Below are 16,295 nucleotides of genomic sequence, written 5' to 3'. Positions count from 1 at the left end.
CTGCTCTCATGCGTGCATGCTCTCGTATTTTCCTCAGAACCGGACTCGCGATCCTTGTCGCCGGCGCTGCTGCAGGAAGCGTGCTTGCTGAGGATGCAACGCAGGCCTTCGAGAGCTTTCCTTCGATCGCCGGCCCGCGCAAGATGCCGAAGCTTACGGGCTTCAGCCCAATGACGACGGATCCGATCGCCGACGGTACCTTGAGGGATGTCAAGCTCGAAGCGCTGCTCACTGAGAAAGGCGCCCCCGTCGAGGCCGGCCTGACCTGGCGCGTGTTCAGCCCGATCCCCGGAAGCGACGGCAAGCTGCCGCTTCTTGCAACGTCGGAAGGTGGATCGACGGCGTTCAACGTCGTGCCGGGCGATTATTTCGTCAACGTTTCCTTCGGACGTGCGTCCGCGACACGCAAGATCCGCGTTCCCCAGGAAGGCACGCTCGAAAAGCAGGTTCTGGTCCTGGATGCGGGCGGCATCAAGCTGAACGCCGTCTCCGGCAGCGATGTGCGCATACCACCGGCCGAACTCAGCTTCTCCGTCTATTCTGCCGATACCAAGAGCGACGGCGAACGGGCGCTCATCATGTCGGATGTGAAGCCGAATACGGTGATCCGACTCGGTGCCGGAACCTATCATGTGACCTCGAGTTACGGTGCCACCAACGCCTCGACGGCCGCCGACATCCAGGTTGAAGCCGGCAAGCTGACGGAAGCGACCATCCAGCATCGCGCCGCCAAGCTGACGCTCAAGCTCGTCTCTGAGCCCGGCGGCGAAGCGATTGCCAACACCGCATGGACGATCCTGACGTCCGCGGGCGACACGGTGGACGAAGAAAACGGCGCCTTCCCGACGCTGGTTCTGCTCGAAGGCAGCTACTCCGCCGTCGCACGCTACAAGGACAAGATCTACGAACGCGACTTCACCGTGAAGGCCGGCGTCAACACGGATGTGGAAGTGCTGCTCAGCAGCGGCGGCAACGACGCGAGTACCAATCCGGGCGCAATCTCCGACGCGGCCGACTAGGATCTTCTTCCAGCATCAACCAACTGACGCTACGTCAGCCTACCCGTCTCATGAACCGCCGGCGCGGCGGCGCCATGGAGAAGACCGCTTCATAGATGCGGGCCAGCAAATCCTTGCGATCGCCACAGGCACCGAGGTCCTCCGGCGTCAGCACACGGCCGATGCGCGCTGCGATCGTCGTGCCGGACAGACGGCGGAACTCGCGGATCAGCAGCGACAGCCTCAACGTCAGTGAAATCTTGCTCGCCAGGTGGAAAAAGGGACCGTTCTGTCCCTCGAAGTAGATCGGGATGACGCTCGCCCGCGCAGCCTGGATCAGCTTCGCCGGAAAGATCTTCCAGGGCAGGTCCTCGGCGCGGCCGAAACCCTTCGGCGCGGTCGCCACACCGCCGGCGGGAAAGATCACGATCGTCACACCTTCCTTCAGCAGGCGCAGCGCCTCATGGCGTGTCGCCATGTTGACCGCGAGCGCCTCCTTCGTCTCCTCGAACGACACCGGCAAGGAATAGGGCGCCATTTCTGGCACCTTCAGCAGTTCGTTGTTGATGAGCACACGGAACGGGCGGCCGAGCTGTTCGGCAAGCGCCAGCACAGCGATGCCGTCGCCGATGCCGAAGGGATGATTGGCGATGATGACGATCGGCGTGTCGGGCAAGTGCCGCGGCGGCCACTCACCCTGGGTTCGCAGCTTCACATCGATGAGCTGCAGCATCTCGCCGAAGACCCGATCGCTCTTGCCGACGATGTCGGACCGCCAGCGCGTGTAAAGCTTTGCGTAGCGATTGCGACCCGACAGACCTTCGATGGAGCGAATGAACCAGCGCTTCAGGCGCCGGTCGTTTTCATTGGCGTAGGACAGCTCTTTGAACTGCACGGACATCTCCGATGGATATAATCTTATCCGGATATTCCGCTAATATGACAGTTTGCTGACAAAGCAAGTGCCCGGGGGTTCAACCCCGGGCTTTCTTTTCCGCCTTGCGCTTGAGATCCGGCGCCATCGCCTCGAAGGCGAGCGAGGAAATTGCCTCGTCGAGCGACATCGCGGTCTGGGCCTGGGAGCCGAGACGGCGGATGTTGACCGAACGCTCTTCGGCTTCGCGCTTGCCGCAAACGACGATGACCGGAACCTTGGTCACCGAATGTTCGCGGACCTTGTAGTTGATCTTCTCGTTGCGGAAGTCGGTCTCGACGGTGAGGCCGGCGTCACGCAGGAGCTCGGCAACCTCGCGACCATAGTCGTCGGCTTCCGAGGTGATCGTTGCGACCACCACTTGCAGCGGCGAAACCCAAAGCGGCATGTGGCCGGCGAAGTTCTCGATCAAGATCCCGAGGAAGCGCTCCATCGAACCGCAGATAGCGCGGTGGATCATCACCGGCTGGCGCTTTTCCGATTCCTTGTCGATATAGAAGGCACCGAACCGCTCTGGCAGGTTGAAGTCGACCTGGGTCGTGCCGCACTGCCATTCGCGGCCGATCGCGTCCTTCAGCGTGTATTCGAACTTCGGACCGTAGAAAGCGCCCTCGCCCGGCAGGATGCCAGTCTTGATGCGGCCTTCCGACTGCGCCTCGATCGTCTTCAACACGTCCATCATCACGCTTTCGGCGCGATCCCACAGCTCGTCGGAGCCGACGCGCTTGTCCGGACGGGTGGAGAGTTTGACCACCACTTCCTTGAAGCCGAAGTCCTCGTAGACCGAGAGGATGAGGTCGTTGATGCGCAGGCATTCAGCCGCCATCTGCTCGTCGGTGCAGAAGACGTGGGCATCGTCCTGGGTAAAGCCGCGCACGCGCATCAGGCCGTGTAGAGCACCGGAGGGCTCGTAGCGGTGAACGTTGCCGAATTCGGCCAGGCGAACCGGAAGCTCGCGGTAGGACTTCAGGCCATGCTTGAAGATCTGGATATGGCCCGGGCAGTTCATCGGCTTCAGCGCGAAGACGCGATCGTCGTCGGTTTCATCGCCGGCAACCGTCACCTTGAACATGTTGTCGCGGTACCAACCCCAGTGACCCGAGGTTTCCCACAGCGACTTGTCGAGCACCTGCGGCGCATTGACTTCCTGGTAGGTGTTCGCAAGCCGACGGCGCATATAGGCCGTCAGCGTCTGGAACATGCGCCAGCCCTTGCCGTGCCAGAAGACGACGCCCGGACCCTCTTCCTGGAAATGGAACAGGTCCATTTCGCGGCCAAGGCGGCGGTGATCGCGCTTCTCGGCCTCGGCGAGCACGTGGAGATACTGGTCCAGCTCTTCCTGGGTGTGCCAGGCGGTGCCGTAGATGCGGGTCAGCATCGCGTTGTTGCTGTCGCCACGCCAATAGGCGCCGGCCACCTTCATCAGCTTGAAGGCGGTGCCGATTTGACCGGTCGAGGCCATGTGCGGACCGCGGCAAAGATCGAACCAGTCGCCCTGGTAATAGATCTTGAGATCCTGTCCCTCGGGGATCGCATCGACGAGCTCGACCTTGTAGGCCTCGCCCTTGTCGGCAAAGACCTGCCGTGCCTTTTCGCGCGACCAGACTTCCTTGGTGAAAGGCTTGTTGCGGGCGATGATCTCCTTCATCCGCTTTTCGATGAGCGGCAGATCATCCGGCGTGAAGGGCTCGTTGCGGGCGAAGTCGTAGTAGAAGCCATTGTCGATGACCGGACCGATAGTCACCTGCGTTCCCGGCCACAGTTCCTGCACGGCCTCGGCCATCACGTGTGCGGCATCGTGACGGATAAGCTCAAGCGAACGCTTGTCGTCGCGCACGACGATCTCGAGCCGGCCATTGGTCACCGGATCGGACAGGTCGCGCAGCTCGTCGTCGAGCGCAATCGCGACCGCCTTCTTGGCGAGCGATTTCGAAATCGATTCTGCCACGTCGCGGCCGGTCGTGCCGAAAGGATATTCGCGCACCGAGCCATCTGGAAATGTAAGGGAAACAGGATTCGACATGATGATCTCCTATCCAGTCCCGCCAACGAATGCGGGTGGTATGGTTGACCGGAAACGACCGGTGAATTGACGATACAGCGTCGCATCCGTCAGACGCGCAAAGGTCGCTGTAGTGCTTTGGATTGCCGCATGTTTTGCCCTAGGCCGAGACGACCCAGGAAAACACGCCGTAGCCTGATAAAGGGTTTTCGAAAGTGAGTAAAGGCGAAGGCTGCGACAGAGCCTAGCCGCGCAGCATCTCGGCGAGCCCCTTGACGGTGTTCCAGTTGCGAAACGTCCCGATGCCCAAACGCTTGGTCGTCATTGCACCCAGCAGTTTCGATTTGCTGGCCTTGCCGGGAAAATGCACCCAGAGATCGCCGTCAACGATTGCCAGACGTTCCCCAGCGACGCAGTAACGCTGAAGTCCTTCGAGCGCGGGTTCGGTGAGCGGGTCGCGCATCACGCGGACATGCACGCGCGTGGCATCCTCTTCGCCTTCGTCGTGAAATGGATTGGATGCCGCGAGCTTCAGCCAACCGGCACCGGAACGAACAATGATGTCGACATGCCGACCGAATGTCTCGGAGAAGGCCTTCTCAAGCGGCGATTCTAAGTCGCCGATGGACGTTTGTCCGGTCTCGAACACGAGATTGCCTGTCGCAACCAGGGTTCGCGGCGAGCGATAGCCGAGGCCTTCGGCCATCTCTCTGAGATCGACCATCACGACACGTCGCCCGGCACCAAGAACAATGCTGTAAAGCAAGGCAACGTAGCTGTTCATCCACCCTCCCTTCAGGCTCGCCAGAAATCGGCAGCGCCTGCCGGAAGCCGGGCAAGAACCCGGTCGAGCTTCACCTCATCGAGGTTGCGACGCAAGGCGCCAGCCACGTCGGCAATGGCGCTGTCGGGGGAAATATTGTGATCCGGCCGCAGCGACTGCACCTCGCGGGTCATGGCAATGCGGCCCGAAAACGGGACCCTCGGTTCTTCGAGGTCCCATTCGGCCACGAAAATCGCGCGCAGCACCGGCGGCAAGACATCCGCGAACAGGATGGCATCCTCCAGCTCCAGCCGCCGCCGAAACGTCTGCAGCACGGCCTGCACCATCGTGTAGGCCTGGTTCGTCGTCTGCAGCCCGGCAAGGTCGCGCGCGTCGACGATGAAACGCTCGAAATCCGCGGAGGCCTGACGGTATTCCATCGGCATGGTCATGGTGGTCATCCAGCCTTCGGCCGCGGCCGCCAGTAGCGCCACGGCGTGTACCAGGTCAGGCGAGGTTCAAGCCGTTCCGGAACCGGATCGAAGCCGTGCGTTCCGCCCGGACCGCAGCGCGCCACGCGAAACAGCGTCATCCACCCTCCGGCCCAGATGCCATGGCGGGCGATTGCCTCATAGCCGTATTCCGAACAGGTCGGCAGGTGCCGGCACGAATTGCCGATGAAGCTCGAAAGCGTGAGCTGATAGATACGGATCAGCGCCATCCCGATCAGCCGCCCTAGCGTCTTGCGAAACGGACCATCCCAGTTTCGGCCACGCACTGCAGGCTTCGCACCGTTGTCCGGCGTATGCCGACAATTCGGTTCGCCGCACATGTCAGACGGCCGCGAGCAGTCGCTTGGCCTCGATCTGCTCGATGGCATCGACGACGGCATCAAAGGTCAGCATCGTCGACGCGTGACGCGCCTTGTAATCCTTCACCGGACGCAGGAAGCGCATATCCTCGAAGCGCCCGGATGGGCCCTCGCCGTCCGCCTTCAACATGGCCAGCATGTCCGCGCGCGCCTGTCGGATTTCTTCCGCGCCGGCGCCGACGACATGGCGCGCCATGATCGAGGACGAGGCTTGGCCAAGCGCGCAGGCCTTCACGTCATGGGCAAAATCGGTGACCACGTCGCCGTCCATCTTCAGCCAGATATGCACTTTCGAACCACAGAGCTTCGAGTGCGCGGTCGCGTCCGCGTCGGCGTCGGCAATCGTTCCGATGCGCGGAATATTGCCGGCAAATTCGAGAATTCGGCTGTTGTAGATGTCATCCATCATTTGACGCGATCCGGCTGATTTTTCGCGGTTTTGAATGATCGACGCATGATTTTCTCCGGTAGGCAGGAAAAAAGCACGACGCGACACGCTCCGCCTCTTTCATCTCTGTGGCACCATACTATATGCTATGTCGTGTTGGGGCGACAGTTCCGCAAGAGGAACAATGTCGCCTGTTGTTTGGGAAACCGTGCCGGAAGGTCCAGTGCACTGCTAAGCCAGGACCGGAAAGCCCCGGAGCCCGCCAACGGAACCCAAGCCTGCAGGGTTAGGCGAATGGCCAGTGGCGAGTTGTCCGAAAGATAAAACGTCAAGCAATCCCGTATTGCTAAAAGAGGCCATTATGGACGCCATAGTGAAGAATTTTCCCGTGCTCGACGATGCGAGCGGCCGCCCGACCCAGAAGGAGGCCGAGGAAGCCGTGCGCGTTCTCCTGCGCTGGGCCGGTGAAGATCCGGAACGCGAAGGGCTGCTGGACACGCCGGCGCGCGTCGCCAAGTCCTACCGCGAGCTTTTCAGCGGCTATGATCTCGCTGCCGAAGACGTACTCGGACGGACCTTCGAGGAAGTCGCCGGTTACGACGACATGGTGCTCGTCAAGGACATCCCGTTCTATTCGCATTGCGAGCATCACATGGTGCCGATCATCGGCAAAGCGCATGTCGCCTATCTGCCGAATGGCCGCGTGCTCGGCCTTTCCAAGATCGCCCGGGTGGTCGATATCTATGGCCGCCGGCTGCAGACGCAGGAATCGATGACGGCGCAGATCGCCAAGGCGATCGACGAAACGCTTGCCCCGCGCGGCGTCGCGGTGATGATCGAAGCCGAACATATGTGCATGGCGATGCGTGGCGTGCAGAAGCAAGGCTCGACAACGCTCACCACCACATTTACGGGTACGTTCCAGACGGAACCGGCTGAACAGGCCCGGTTCATGACGATGCTCAGGGGCTTTAAGTAAGGCTCCGACAGACGGAGCCTTTCCATGACGCTCACCTTCGACGCTCCCTCCTCCAACAAGGCTGAACTGGAAACCGGTCCGGCCTTCACCCCGCGCTTCGATGAAAAGGGGCTGATCACGGCTGTCGTCACGGATGCGCGGGACGGTGAGCTTTTGATGGTCGCCCACATGAACGCCGAGGCCCTGGCTTTGACGATCGAGACGGGTGTCGCGCACTATTACAGCCGTTCGCGCAAGAGCCTCTGGAAGAAGGGCGAAAGCTCCGGCAACCTGCAGACGGTCAAGGAGATCCGCACCGATTGCGACCAGGATGCGATCTGGTTGAAAGTGTCCGTCGCCGGTCACGACGCCACCTGCCATACCGGCCGCCGGTCCTGCTTCTACCGCACGGTCGGCGCCGAAAACGGCAAGGCCATGGTCGAAATCACCGACGACCATAGGCACTTCGACCCCGCAGAAATCTATGATAAAAATTAAGCATCGCGCATCTTTTTGGTGCGGGCACATGCTATATTTATCTTTTGGAAACCAAGCGAGCGCCTAGTCCTTTGGCAAGGATGCGGCGCTACGAGGGAACGGCAACGTTCCCGGCTGTATTGCAAACTGTATCCAATGTTTATCGATCCTGCCGCAATCGGCGACGGGATCGGTGATATACCTAAGAACGGTGCCAGTCTTTCAGCAATGGACAGGACGAGGCCGGCACCTGCGCCGGCTTGGCGGAGCCTCCCCAGGACGCGTGCAAGAAATTGCGTTCCTTCAGGATCGAATCCGATCCCTGAAAGTTAAGTCAGTCGTGAATTACCACAGCGACCTTCGCGCATCTTCATCGACGTGTCGCGCTGCGGAGTATTCGGCGGTGTTGGAGGTGCCGGATGTTGAATTGGACTTTTACGCGTAGCAACCAGATTGCAGATCTGTCCGGCCCGGACGGCACATCGATTTCAACAACACCACCAGAACCTGCGACACCTCCGCAGAGACCGAAGATCGCAATTGCCCTTGGGGGCGGCGCCGCGCGCGGCTGGGCCCATATCGGCGTGCTGCGAGCGCTCGACGAAGAAGGCATCGAAGTTGGCATGATTGCGGGCACCTCGATCGGCGCGCTCGTCGGCGGTTGCTATCTTGCCGGCAAGCTCGACGAACTCGAGACCTTCGCACGCTCCCTCACCGTCCGGCGGATTGCGGGACTGCTCGATTTCGCTATTGGCGGCGGCGGTCTCTTTGGCGGACTGAGGCTGACCAAGCGCATGCAGGAGCATCTGCAGGGACTTAGCATCGAAAGCCTCGACAGGCCATTCATTGCCGTTGCGACCGAAGTGCATAGTGGGCATGAGGTTTGGCTCGAAAAAGGATCGCTCATCACCGCGATCCGCGCTTCCTACGCCTTGCCCGGCATCTTCGAGCCGATCAAGGCGAACGGACGCACGCTCATCGACGGCGCGCTCGTCAACCCCGTCCCGGTCTCTGTCTGCCGCGCTCACGAGCAGCAGCTCGTCGTCGCCGTGAACCTCAACTACGAGCTCTATGGCCGCTCAGCCGTCGTCAAACACAGCGCCGGCATGGGGACGCCGGATGCCCCGGCGCAGGAAAAGGAAGCGACCCTTCACTCCCGCCTCGGCATGACCGGCGTGATGGTTCAGGCCTTCAACATCATCCAGGATCGTATTTCCCGTGCTCGTCTTGCCGGCGACCCTCCGGACCTGGCTTTGCACCCCAAGCTCAACGATATCGGCCTATCGGAGTTTCACCGTGCAGGTGAGGCGATCGACCGAGGCTACCACGAAGCGAAGGCCAAGCTCGTGGAGATCCGCCGGATGCAGGACGCCCTCGTGCGCTGACGAGCGATCTTCCGTCGATCTGTTGCGGGTTATCCGCGCAGCGATTGTGCGCGGGGTCGTTGTCCCATTACGGGGAATGCGTCGCGAACCGCAAGCAGGCCGCATCGCGCCATAAGACCTTGCCGCCCGATCGCTACAGCGCCGCGCGCCTTATCAGACACGCAAAGGTCGCTGCAGCACTTTGATTTTCTGCATGTCTTTGTCCTTAAATCGAGGTCGATTTAAGGAGACATGCAGTAGGCACGAACAGGGCAAAGTACCTGAGGTGGATAAGGGGGCGGCGCAGGCTGCCTTCCCATTTAGCCGGCGATATAGGCCTTGATCTGCTCGGTCTCGTGCTCGATCGCACGGATGTGGTGTTTGATCACGTCGCCGATCGAAACAATGCCGGCGAGCTGGCCATTTTTTTCGACCGGCAGGTGGCGGGCCCTGAGCTTGCTCATCATTTCCATCAGGGCCTGAACGGACATTTCCTCGGTGCAGCAGTAGACATTTTGCCACATGACGGCCGCGACCGACCTTTCGAGACAGGTCGCTCCCTGCTTGGCGATCGCTGCGACGATGTCGCGCTCGGTGAGGATGCCTGCGATCTGATCATCCGCATCGACGATGATGACCGCACCGATATGATTGTCACGCAAGAGAATGGCAGCCTGTTGGACTGTCATCTGCGGGCCGACCGTTACGACGTTGCGACCCTTTTCATCGAGTATTGCTTTTACTGACATGCGCACATCTCCCGTTGCGACAACTCCGGGTCGGCAGGGCAAGGTCCAGCCGTCTCTCGTGCGGTACGGTCGGGCGATGGAACCTGTACCCTGGCCGCTTATGATCGCCTGCCCGCGTGCTCCTCAGACGCGGACGGGCTTTCTATACCCGGCCTTCACGGGCCGCCTCGCCTTTCGACAATCGGCGACCGTAACAAATGGTGCGCCAGCGCTCCGGGGAAATCAAGCGCTCACAAGCGCCGTCCGCCGATCTTTCGACGTCGTCAGTCGCGGGGGTCGAAAAGGCCGAAGAGAAGGAAGCCGAAGAGGAAGCCGCCGATATGCGCTTCCCAGGCGATGCTACCCGCCCCCCCAGGCGTGAACATGCCGAGCCCGATCAGAAAGTTGGTGAGGAACCAGATCCCGGCGAACATCACGACAGAGCGATTTGCCAGCGCCTCACTGACGGGCAGCCGCCGGTTGAGATGGGCAAATTGCCGGCTGATCCGCCCGCTTGGCGAAAAGACGAAGCGCGCCGCCGCGCCCATGAAACCGGAAACGACGCCCGAGGCACCGACGACCACGATCATCTCGCCCCAGTGAAATGCCGTGTGCAGCGCAACTGCGGCCGCAGCCGAAAGGCACCAGAATACCGCAAGCCGTCCCATGCCAATGCGGCGCACGACCGGCGCACCGAAAGCGACCATCCAGAAGATATTGAAGATCAGGTGCTCCCAGCTGCCATGCAGGAACGAATAGGTAATGGGGCTCCAGAGCCAGGCGAGCCCCTGCTCGGCCAGGGGATGATCGTAGCGCGCCGGCAGAAAGGCGAAGTTGAAGATGATCTCCTGATCTATCGCAGGCGGCAGAACATAGGTGCGCAAGGCATGAATGGCGATCAGAAACAGCAGAATGCCGGTAAGTCCGGCCGGCAGATTGAAGGCAGGCTCACGTGACGGACTGGCGGCGCTGTCCCGGTCCGTCTCCGGTGGCGTTGCCGTCTGATCTCGTTCCATGGTTGCTGCTTTCTCCATCGATTGGCCCGTCCGATCGCATTCGATCGAGGCGATGGCATGACATCGCGGGATTCGGACCGGACTGGGGCGACCAGCCATAAGCAAACAAAAAAAGACCGTCCAGTAAAAAACTGAACGGTCGCCAAGCTCAGATCCGAGCTCCAGTTCAAGTGCCGAAGCCAACGCTTCGTGAAGTCATGTCTTTCAGTGCCAGTCGCAGTGCTCCAGCGCAATCGAAACCATTCGTTAACCTTAATTTCGAGCTGGCATGCTTTTCGCTCCATTGATCTCAAGACCGCAATGATCGGCCAAACATGTGCCAGACCGGCACAAGCGGGCCGCAGAAATGGAATGAACGCAAGATGCGCAGCAAGACGACCATGGAGCTTTTCCGATACTGGAACACCATTCGCGGCAAGCGCGACCTTCCCTGTCGGGACGAACTCGAGCCGGGGGACATCCGCGCACTGTTGCCCAACCTGTTCATTCTCGAGCGTGATCGCAACGGCATCTCGTTTCGTCTTGGGGGAACCCATGTCTGCGCACTCTTCGGCCTTGAACTGCGCGGGCGACAATTCGGCATGCTGTGGCTGAACTCGCAGGCTGCCAAGACGCAGCGCATCGCCGGCCAGGTGATGACGCACCGGGTGCCTGTGATGCTGTCCGCCAAAGGGCGCACAGCCGATGCACGCGAGGTCGAGGTCGAAATGCTGCTGTTGCCGCTCGCCTCAACCGAGGGTGCAAGCGACCGAATCCTTGGCGCGCTCTCGCCACTTTCCCGCCCGTACTGGTTGCATGCGACATCGGTGGAAGGCCTCGACGTCACCGGCATGAAAATCCTGGACCCCGACCGCACAGCCGTGTTTCGCGAAGAGCCGGCGGTGGAACACGTCTCCCCGCGTGCAGAATCCCGCGCTGGCGAAGGGTTTTTGGGAGAGTCCCGTCGCGTCGGACATCTTCGCATTCTGGAGGGCGGACGACGCGAATGATCGCTGCTGCTGTCCCGGGTTGGCCACGCGGACCAACCGCAGGACGAACATTCTATTAACCCGAACGTTCTAAACTCCGCCTGCCAAAATACGTCATGCAGAGTCATCATGTTCTCATTCCAGCACGCTCAGAATACCGCTCCGAAGCCGCATCACGAAGGTGCGTTCCAGCGCGTTTCCGTGAACCTTGCTGGACGGCTGATGCTGGCCAATCGCGACGAATATGATTGCACCGCCGTCGACATGTCGCCGGGCGACGTGCTGCTTTCCTCCCCGGCACGGCCGCGGGCGGGTGAGCGCATCATCGCCTATATCGACCATGTCGGCCGCCTAGAAGGCACCGTGTCGCGCATCGCCGACGATGCCTTCGTGATTCAGCTCAACGCCACCGAACGCAAGCGCGAGAAGTTGGCTGCGCAGCTTACCTGGATCGCCAACAAACACGAACTCGGTCTGCCGGAGGATCGGCGCCACGACCGCCTCGCGCCGCGCAAGACGTCAACCGAGCTGACGCTGGACACCGGCGAAAAATTCCCTTGCCGCATCATCGACCTCTCGCTCTCCGGCGCGGCCGTCGATATCGAGAACCGCCCGCCGATCGGCACCCCGGTCCTGCTCGGCAACATGAAGGGCAAGATCGTTCGCCATTTCCAGGAAGGCTGCGCCATCGAGTTCTCGGGCGTACAGTCGCGCGAAGCACTGACGGAATTCCTCTAAGGGCGTGTCCGCGCGACCCTCACTGGCCTACCCCGATCAAGATCGTTGCCTTGTCACCCCGATCGCGCACCAGCCTCCTGAGGCTCCGCGCCACTTCTTACGCGTGATTGCGGGCCGGCCCGGAATGCGCAACGACAGACCAGCCAATCGCTGGCCCGATCCTGCGGCACGAAACCAACCTCGGCTTTCACAGTAGACCTGCCCCACGGGCCGCGACGACGCTGTCCGCGCGGACTGGGCGACCGGCATCGCCTCGCTGACGACGACTGCTTCATTTCGGAACATCTCGATCCGACCGCGACTTCTGACCGCAAATATTTTTTCGAACAAGTTCAAGGCGCGACGCATATTTTAAGTCGAAAAGCGACGACAAGATCGACGTCATCCGCCCCTGGCGCCACGCATCGCGACCGCGATTTTCCGGCAGCCACTGCTCCTGTCGCTCTGCAGATCGGCATAGGTCTATTGATTACAATCACTTACATCGTCAAGGAAACATGAACGGAAGATCGCTCCGTCGGGAAATCGATAAAATTTGATTCAAATTCGATTTAAATAAAAATCAAATTCTATTCTTGTTTTATTCTTATACGACTTTCATTTGTACTTGTTTTTAGTTCGCAAGTTCGCGAGCGATAAAAACGTCCGTGCCATTGTCGAACCACAACGGGGAGACAATCATGCTCAAGACAATCACCAAGATGATCGCGGTTGCGGTCCTTTTCACCGGCGGCCTGATCGAAACGGCGCTGGCGCTTCCGGCCAACATGGTCGTCACCGGTGCAACCAACCCGCCAATCGGTCACTACGAGTTCTGCAAGATCTATCCGTCGGAGTGCACCTCCAACGGTAAGGACCGCGGCCCGATGATGCTGACGCGCGAAGGTTGGCAGAAGATTCTCGAGGTCAACTACGACGTCAATCAGGCGATCACCCCGATGACCGACATGGAAATTCATGGCGTCGAGGAGAAGTGGTCCTATCCGGACACGGTTGGCGACTGTGAAGACTATGTCCTCTTGAAGCGCCGCAAACTGATCGAGAACGGTTTCTCTCCGTCGGACCTCTTGATTACCGTCGTTCTGCAGCCGAACGGTGACGGCCATGCCGTCCTCACCGTGCGCACCGACCGTGGCGACTTCATTCTCGACAACATGCGCAACAAGGTGCTGCTGTGGTCGGACACCGAATACACCTACCTCAAGCGCCAATCGACCGAATACTCTGGTCGCTGGGTCAAGCTCCAGGACGGCCGCACCGTCGCCGTCGGCAGCGTACGGACTCAGTAAGCACCGAAGACATCGGAGGCGGCGCCTTTCGCAGCAGCCTCCACCATTCCAGGGCTCCGGTCATAAACATCCCCGTCCAGACCGAGCCTCGGCCGGTTCCGCGTCCCTCGGAACCGGCCGTTTTTATGACCGGCATTCCCGGCGCTAAACCGCGTCGCGATCGTTCTTTAGACTTTTGATGTTTCGCAGCTCGAAGGGGAATTCACAGAAAATTAACCATCCTCGACCAGCGTCGGGCAAGCGACGTCGTCCATCCTACGATGCGCGGAAATGCGTGAGCCGAACAACGGACCGCCGGGGTTCGGCCATCGCGACGGGACAGCCCAACGATGAGCAGCTCTTCAAACGACATTCACGAACCGGAGCTCCGACCGCTGCTGTCGCCCGGCTTCGTCTACCGGGTGATGGCAGCGGTCGCGGTGCTTGCGGCGCTGACCGCTGCCATCTCATTTGCAGGGCGTTGGTTCGGCGAAAACCTCGCCCTTGCCGGCCACACCGCGAGCAACGAGCTTTTCGACATCTTCATCGGCCAGGATCACTTGCGCCTGCCGGCCAACATGATCCGCTTCGAGGCTCAACGCGCCACCTCGATCGTCGAGCGCGTCGATCTCTACCTGATCTGGCCGGGGCTCGAAGGTTACAGCGACCGAAGCCGGGCACTCTTCAACAATGTCGACGCACCCGAAAGCCTCCTTTTCCTGCAGATTTCCCAAAGCACGATGTCGCGCGACATGTCCGGGCGGCTGGAGCCGATCTATTCGCAGGTCTTCGACGGCGCGCCCGCGGCTGGCCCGGCCGGGCTGACGGAGCACGCAGTCAATCCGACATCCAGCTATGCGGGCGAAGTGTTCTTTACCGCTGAGACGAGCACCCAGGCGCCCTACGTGGTGCGCTGCCTCGGCCCACAATCCATCTCGACCAGCGCCGATTGCCAGCGCGACATTCACGCCGGAAAGGACCTCGTCGTGCTCTACAGATTTTCCAATAAACTGCTGCCGCAGTGGCGCGAAATCGACCAAGCGATCACCGCCTTCGTCAAAAACCGTCTCGTGCCCTGATTTCGTCTAACTGGTGTGGTGCAGGCAGCCTGCCGCACCATTGCGCTACACCGGCATCGCCCTTGTACAAATGCGTTCGATTCCGGAAACCAATCATTCATCATAAACCGATTGGTAACGCTATGCCGATACTGTCTCGAGAACGGTCGTTCCCGGAGGCGGCGTCCGGACAACCCCATGACATGAGAATAAAGAGTAGCGTAGTGTCCCAATCCGGTTTTTTTGATCTCGCGAAGCGCCCGTTCGGTGCTCTTTCAAAGATGGTAGGACGGGTCGTCCTTGCGGGCGCCATTGCATCGGCCGCCTTTGCCGCACCGGCCTTCGCCGCCTCGAACTATGCCAACCCGAAATATTCGGGCATCGTCGTCGATGCCAAGACCGGCAAGATTCTTTACGGCGAGGATGCAGACGAACTGCGCTATCCCGCGTCTCTCACCAAGATGATGACTCTCTATCTGACCTTCGAAGCGCTCGAAGCCGGTCGGATCACAAAGTCCACCTCCATCCCCTTCTCGAAGAACGCTTCCGCCGAGCCGCCATCGAAGCTTGGTGTGCGTGCCGGACAGTCGATCACCGTCGAACAGGCGATCCTTTCGCTCGTCACCCGCTCGGCCAACGATGCGTCGACGGCGCTCGGTGAATATCTCGGCGGTTCGGAGCAGCGTTTTGCCCGCATGATGACGAACAAGGCCCGGGCGCTCGGCATGACGCGCACGACCTATCGCAATGCCAACGGCCTGCCCGACCCGGAACAGCGCACGACCGCGCGCGACCAGGCTCGTCTCGGCCTCGCGCTTCGCCAGCATTTTCCGCAGTATTACGACTACTTCTCCACCCGCAGCTTCCGTTTCGGCAAGCAGACGATCGGCAATCACAACCGCCTGCTCGGCAATGTCCGCGGCGTCGACGGGATCAAGACCGGTTACACCCGTGCGTCGGGCTTCAATCTCGTGACCTCGGCTCAGCTCGAGGGCCGCAGCATCGTCGCCGTGGTCATGGGCGGCACCTCCGGCGCCAGCCGTGATGCACAAATGCGCCGGCTCGTCGCAAAGTACATGCCGTCGGCATCGCGCCGTGGTGACGGCAATCTGATCGCCGAGACCAAGCCTACTCCCGTTCCAGCCGAAGAGACCGAAGTCGCTTCCGCAGCGCCCGTTGCTGAGACACCTGTGGTCGCGGCCGCTGCCAGCGGTCACGACCTGCCCAACACCGGCCCGGTTCCTGGCATCCGCTACAACGGCGAAAGCGCGAGCAGCGTGCAGATGGCCTATGCCGGCAACAAGCGCGCGTCGGACAACCCCGTTCTTTCCCCGAAGATCGTTCCCAACACGCTCGACGCCCAGAGCCTGAAGCTCCGTCAGCCTGTTGCCGCCGGCATGGTCGACGCCCAGATCACCAACTCCGTTCCGAAGAAGGCCGACGCCACCACGGCAGAGGCCACCGCAAAGGCAGAGCCGGTCGAGGTCGCAAAGGCTGAACCGATGCCGGCTCAGCCGCAAGGCTGGGTAATCCAGATCGGCGCGACGCCGGACAAGGATCAGGCCATGACCCTCCTTGGCAATGCCAAGGACAAGGGCGGCAAGGCCCTGCGCAACGCAATGCCCTTCACTGTCGCTTTCGGCCAGGTCTATCGCGCCCGTTTCGGCGGCTTCGACGACCAGAATGCAGCGGTCAATGCCTGCAAGGCCCTGAAGAAGAAAGGCATCTCCTGCTGGGCAAGCCAGCAGTAAGGTCAAAAGTTTT

Annotated in this window: 17 protein-coding genes; 9 read left to right on the top strand and 8 right to left on the bottom strand. The window is 60.8% G+C overall.

From position 1 onward, the window contains the following. Window positions 1-8 precede the first annotated feature (8 nt). Complete coding sequence (locus BLU35_RS05680; RefSeq protein WP_093232361.1) at window positions 9-1,019, top strand: RgsD C-terminal domain-containing protein; 1,011 nt, start codon at window positions 9-11, stop codon at window positions 1,017-1,019. 34 nt (window positions 1,020-1,053) lie between these two features. Here BLU35_RS05680 and BLU35_RS05675 read toward each other — a convergent pair whose 3' ends face one another. The 6 genes from BLU35_RS05675 to BLU35_RS05650 form a co-directional block, all read right to left on the bottom strand. Next, the gene (locus tag BLU35_RS05675) at window positions 1,054-1,893 is read right to left on the bottom strand and encodes a lysophospholipid acyltransferase family protein (protein ID WP_058328570.1); all 840 of its coding nucleotides are present in this window, start codon (window positions 1,891-1,893) and stop codon (window positions 1,054-1,056) included. A 79-nt stretch (window positions 1,894-1,972) separates the two neighbouring features. Then, window positions 1,973-3,955, bottom strand: a complete 1,983-nt coding sequence (gene thrS / locus BLU35_RS05670) for a threonine--tRNA ligase (RefSeq protein WP_057255626.1) — start codon at window positions 3,953-3,955, stop codon at window positions 1,973-1,975. Window positions 3,956-4,178: 223 nt separating this feature from the next. After that, window positions 4,179-4,718 carry a DUF1697 domain-containing protein gene (locus BLU35_RS05665; RefSeq protein WP_057255625.1) on the bottom strand — a complete coding sequence of 180 codons (540 nt, stop codon included), beginning with the start codon at window positions 4,716-4,718 and terminating at the stop codon, window positions 4,179-4,181. An 11-nt stretch (window positions 4,719-4,729) separates the two neighbouring features. Continuing rightward, entirely contained in the window at window positions 4,730-5,158 is a 429-nt protein-coding gene (locus BLU35_RS05660; protein WP_058320555.1) for a DUF2267 domain-containing protein, read from the bottom strand. Then, window positions 5,155-5,529, bottom strand: a complete 375-nt coding sequence (gene yidD / locus BLU35_RS05655) for a membrane protein insertion efficiency factor YidD (protein ID WP_093232360.1) — start codon at window positions 5,527-5,529, stop codon at window positions 5,155-5,157. The genes BLU35_RS05660 and yidD overlap by 4 nt, the downstream gene beginning before the upstream one ends. A 1-nt stretch (window position 5,530) precedes the next feature. Continuing rightward, window positions 5,531-5,977 (bottom strand): iron-sulfur cluster assembly scaffold protein, encoded by a 447-nt coding sequence (locus BLU35_RS05650; RefSeq protein ID WP_057255622.1) that lies wholly within the window; start codon window positions 5,975-5,977, stop codon window positions 5,531-5,533. 340 nt (window positions 5,978-6,317) lie between these two features. On the opposite strand from BLU35_RS05650, the gene folE reads away from it, so the two are divergent. The 3 genes from folE (at window position 6,318) to BLU35_RS05635 (ending at window position 8,776) form a co-directional block, all read left to right on the top strand. Next, window positions 6,318-6,935 carry a GTP cyclohydrolase I FolE gene (gene folE / locus BLU35_RS05645; RefSeq protein ID WP_057255621.1) on the top strand — a complete coding sequence of 206 codons (618 nt, stop codon included), beginning with the start codon at window positions 6,318-6,320 and terminating at the stop codon, window positions 6,933-6,935. Between the two features lie 24 nt (window positions 6,936-6,959). Continuing rightward, a complete protein-coding gene (hisI, locus tag BLU35_RS05640) occupies window positions 6,960-7,412 on the top strand; it encodes a phosphoribosyl-AMP cyclohydrolase (protein WP_058320553.1) in 453 nt (150 codons plus the stop codon). 398 nt (window positions 7,413-7,810) lie between these two features. After that, window positions 7,811-8,776 (top strand): patatin-like phospholipase family protein, encoded by a 966-nt coding sequence (locus tag BLU35_RS05635; RefSeq protein WP_057255619.1) that lies wholly within the window; start codon window positions 7,811-7,813, stop codon window positions 8,774-8,776. A gap of 299 nt (window positions 8,777-9,075) precedes the next feature. Here BLU35_RS05635 and BLU35_RS05625 read toward each other — a convergent pair whose 3' ends face one another. Both BLU35_RS05625 and BLU35_RS05620 read right to left on the bottom strand, forming a co-directional pair. Continuing rightward, window positions 9,076-9,504, bottom strand: a complete 429-nt coding sequence (locus BLU35_RS05625) for a CBS domain-containing protein (protein WP_057255618.1) — start codon at window positions 9,502-9,504, stop codon at window positions 9,076-9,078. 263 nt (window positions 9,505-9,767) lie between these two features. Beyond that, a complete protein-coding gene (locus BLU35_RS05620; RefSeq protein WP_058328551.1) occupies window positions 9,768-10,499 on the bottom strand; it encodes a rhomboid family intramembrane serine protease in 732 nt (243 codons plus the stop codon). Between the two features lie 362 nt (window positions 10,500-10,861). Here BLU35_RS05620 and BLU35_RS05615 point away from each other — a divergent pair, with 362 nt between their 5' ends. The 5 genes from BLU35_RS05615 to BLU35_RS05595 all read left to right on the top strand — a co-directional run bounded on the left by BLU35_RS05615 (window position 10,862) and on the right by BLU35_RS05595 (window position 16,282). Continuing rightward, entirely contained in the window at window positions 10,862-11,488 is a 627-nt protein-coding gene (locus BLU35_RS05615; RefSeq protein ID WP_063891421.1) for a PAS domain-containing protein, read from the top strand. A 108-nt stretch (window positions 11,489-11,596) separates the two neighbouring features. Beyond that, window positions 11,597-12,205, top strand: coding sequence for a PilZ domain-containing protein (locus BLU35_RS05610; RefSeq protein WP_057255615.1), 609 nt, complete (start codon window positions 11,597-11,599; stop codon window positions 12,203-12,205). 680 nt (window positions 12,206-12,885) lie between these two features. Further along, window positions 12,886-13,494, top strand: a complete 609-nt coding sequence (locus tag BLU35_RS05605) for a transglutaminase-like cysteine peptidase (RefSeq protein WP_093232359.1) — start codon at window positions 12,886-12,888, stop codon at window positions 13,492-13,494. A gap of 329 nt (window positions 13,495-13,823) precedes the next feature. After that, the gene (locus BLU35_RS05600) at window positions 13,824-14,552 is read left to right on the top strand and encodes a hypothetical protein (RefSeq protein ID WP_093232358.1); all 729 of its coding nucleotides are present in this window, start codon (window positions 13,824-13,826) and stop codon (window positions 14,550-14,552) included. Window positions 14,553-14,734: 182 nt separating this feature from the next. Beyond that, window positions 14,735-16,282 (top strand): SPOR domain-containing protein, encoded by a 1,548-nt coding sequence (locus tag BLU35_RS05595; protein ID WP_093232357.1) that lies wholly within the window; start codon window positions 14,735-14,737, stop codon window positions 16,280-16,282. The last annotated feature ends 13 nt before the right edge of the window (window positions 16,283-16,295 follow it).

This window comes from Sinorhizobium sp. NFACC03 (genome assembly GCF_900103435.1).
Taxonomy (GTDB): domain Bacteria; phylum Pseudomonadota; class Alphaproteobacteria; order Rhizobiales; family Rhizobiaceae; genus Ensifer.
Note: the sequence above shows the minus strand (reverse complement) of the source record. Positions and strands in the feature narration are given on the sequence as shown.

Excerpts from the sequence above, each read along its gene's own strand:
- yidD (WP_093232360.1), bottom strand. The coding sequence starts at position 5,529 with ATGTGCGGCGAACCGAATTGTCGGCATACGCCGGACAACGGTGCGAAG.
- hisI (WP_058320553.1), top strand. The coding sequence starts at position 6,960 with ATGACGCTCACCTTCGACGCTCCCTCCTCCAACAAGGCTGAACTGGAA.
- BLU35_RS05595 (WP_093232357.1), top strand. The coding sequence starts at position 14,735 with ATGAGAATAAAGAGTAGCGTAGTGTCCCAATCCGGTTTTTTTGATCTC.
- BLU35_RS05665 (WP_057255625.1), bottom strand. The coding sequence starts at position 4,718 with ATGAACAGCTACGTTGCCTTGCTTTACAGCATTGTTCTTGGTGCCGGG.
- BLU35_RS05610 (WP_057255615.1), top strand. The coding sequence starts at position 11,597 with ATGTTCTCATTCCAGCACGCTCAGAATACCGCTCCGAAGCCGCATCAC.
- BLU35_RS05625 (WP_057255618.1), bottom strand. The coding sequence starts at position 9,504 with ATGTCAGTAAAAGCAATACTCGATGAAAAGGGTCGCAACGTCGTAACG.
- BLU35_RS05605 (WP_093232359.1), top strand. The coding sequence starts at position 12,886 with ATGCTCAAGACAATCACCAAGATGATCGCGGTTGCGGTCCTTTTCACC.
- BLU35_RS05600 (WP_093232358.1), top strand. The coding sequence starts at position 13,824 with ATGAGCAGCTCTTCAAACGACATTCACGAACCGGAGCTCCGACCGCTG.
- BLU35_RS05615 (WP_063891421.1), top strand. The coding sequence starts at position 10,862 with ATGCGCAGCAAGACGACCATGGAGCTTTTCCGATACTGGAACACCATT.
- BLU35_RS05635 (WP_057255619.1), top strand. The coding sequence starts at position 7,811 with ATGTTGAATTGGACTTTTACGCGTAGCAACCAGATTGCAGATCTGTCC.
- folE (WP_057255621.1), top strand. The coding sequence starts at position 6,318 with ATGGACGCCATAGTGAAGAATTTTCCCGTGCTCGACGATGCGAGCGGC.
- BLU35_RS05660 (WP_058320555.1), bottom strand. The coding sequence starts at position 5,158 with ATGACCACCATGACCATGCCGATGGAATACCGTCAGGCCTCCGCGGAT.
- BLU35_RS05680 (WP_093232361.1), top strand. The coding sequence starts at position 9 with ATGCGTGCATGCTCTCGTATTTTCCTCAGAACCGGACTCGCGATCCTT.
- BLU35_RS05620 (WP_058328551.1), bottom strand. The coding sequence starts at position 10,499 with ATGGAACGAGATCAGACGGCAACGCCACCGGAGACGGACCGGGACAGC.
- thrS (WP_057255626.1), bottom strand. The coding sequence starts at position 3,955 with ATGTCGAATCCTGTTTCCCTTACATTTCCAGATGGCTCGGTGCGCGAA.
- BLU35_RS05650 (WP_057255622.1), bottom strand. The coding sequence starts at position 5,977 with ATGATGGATGACATCTACAACAGCCGAATTCTCGAATTTGCCGGCAAT.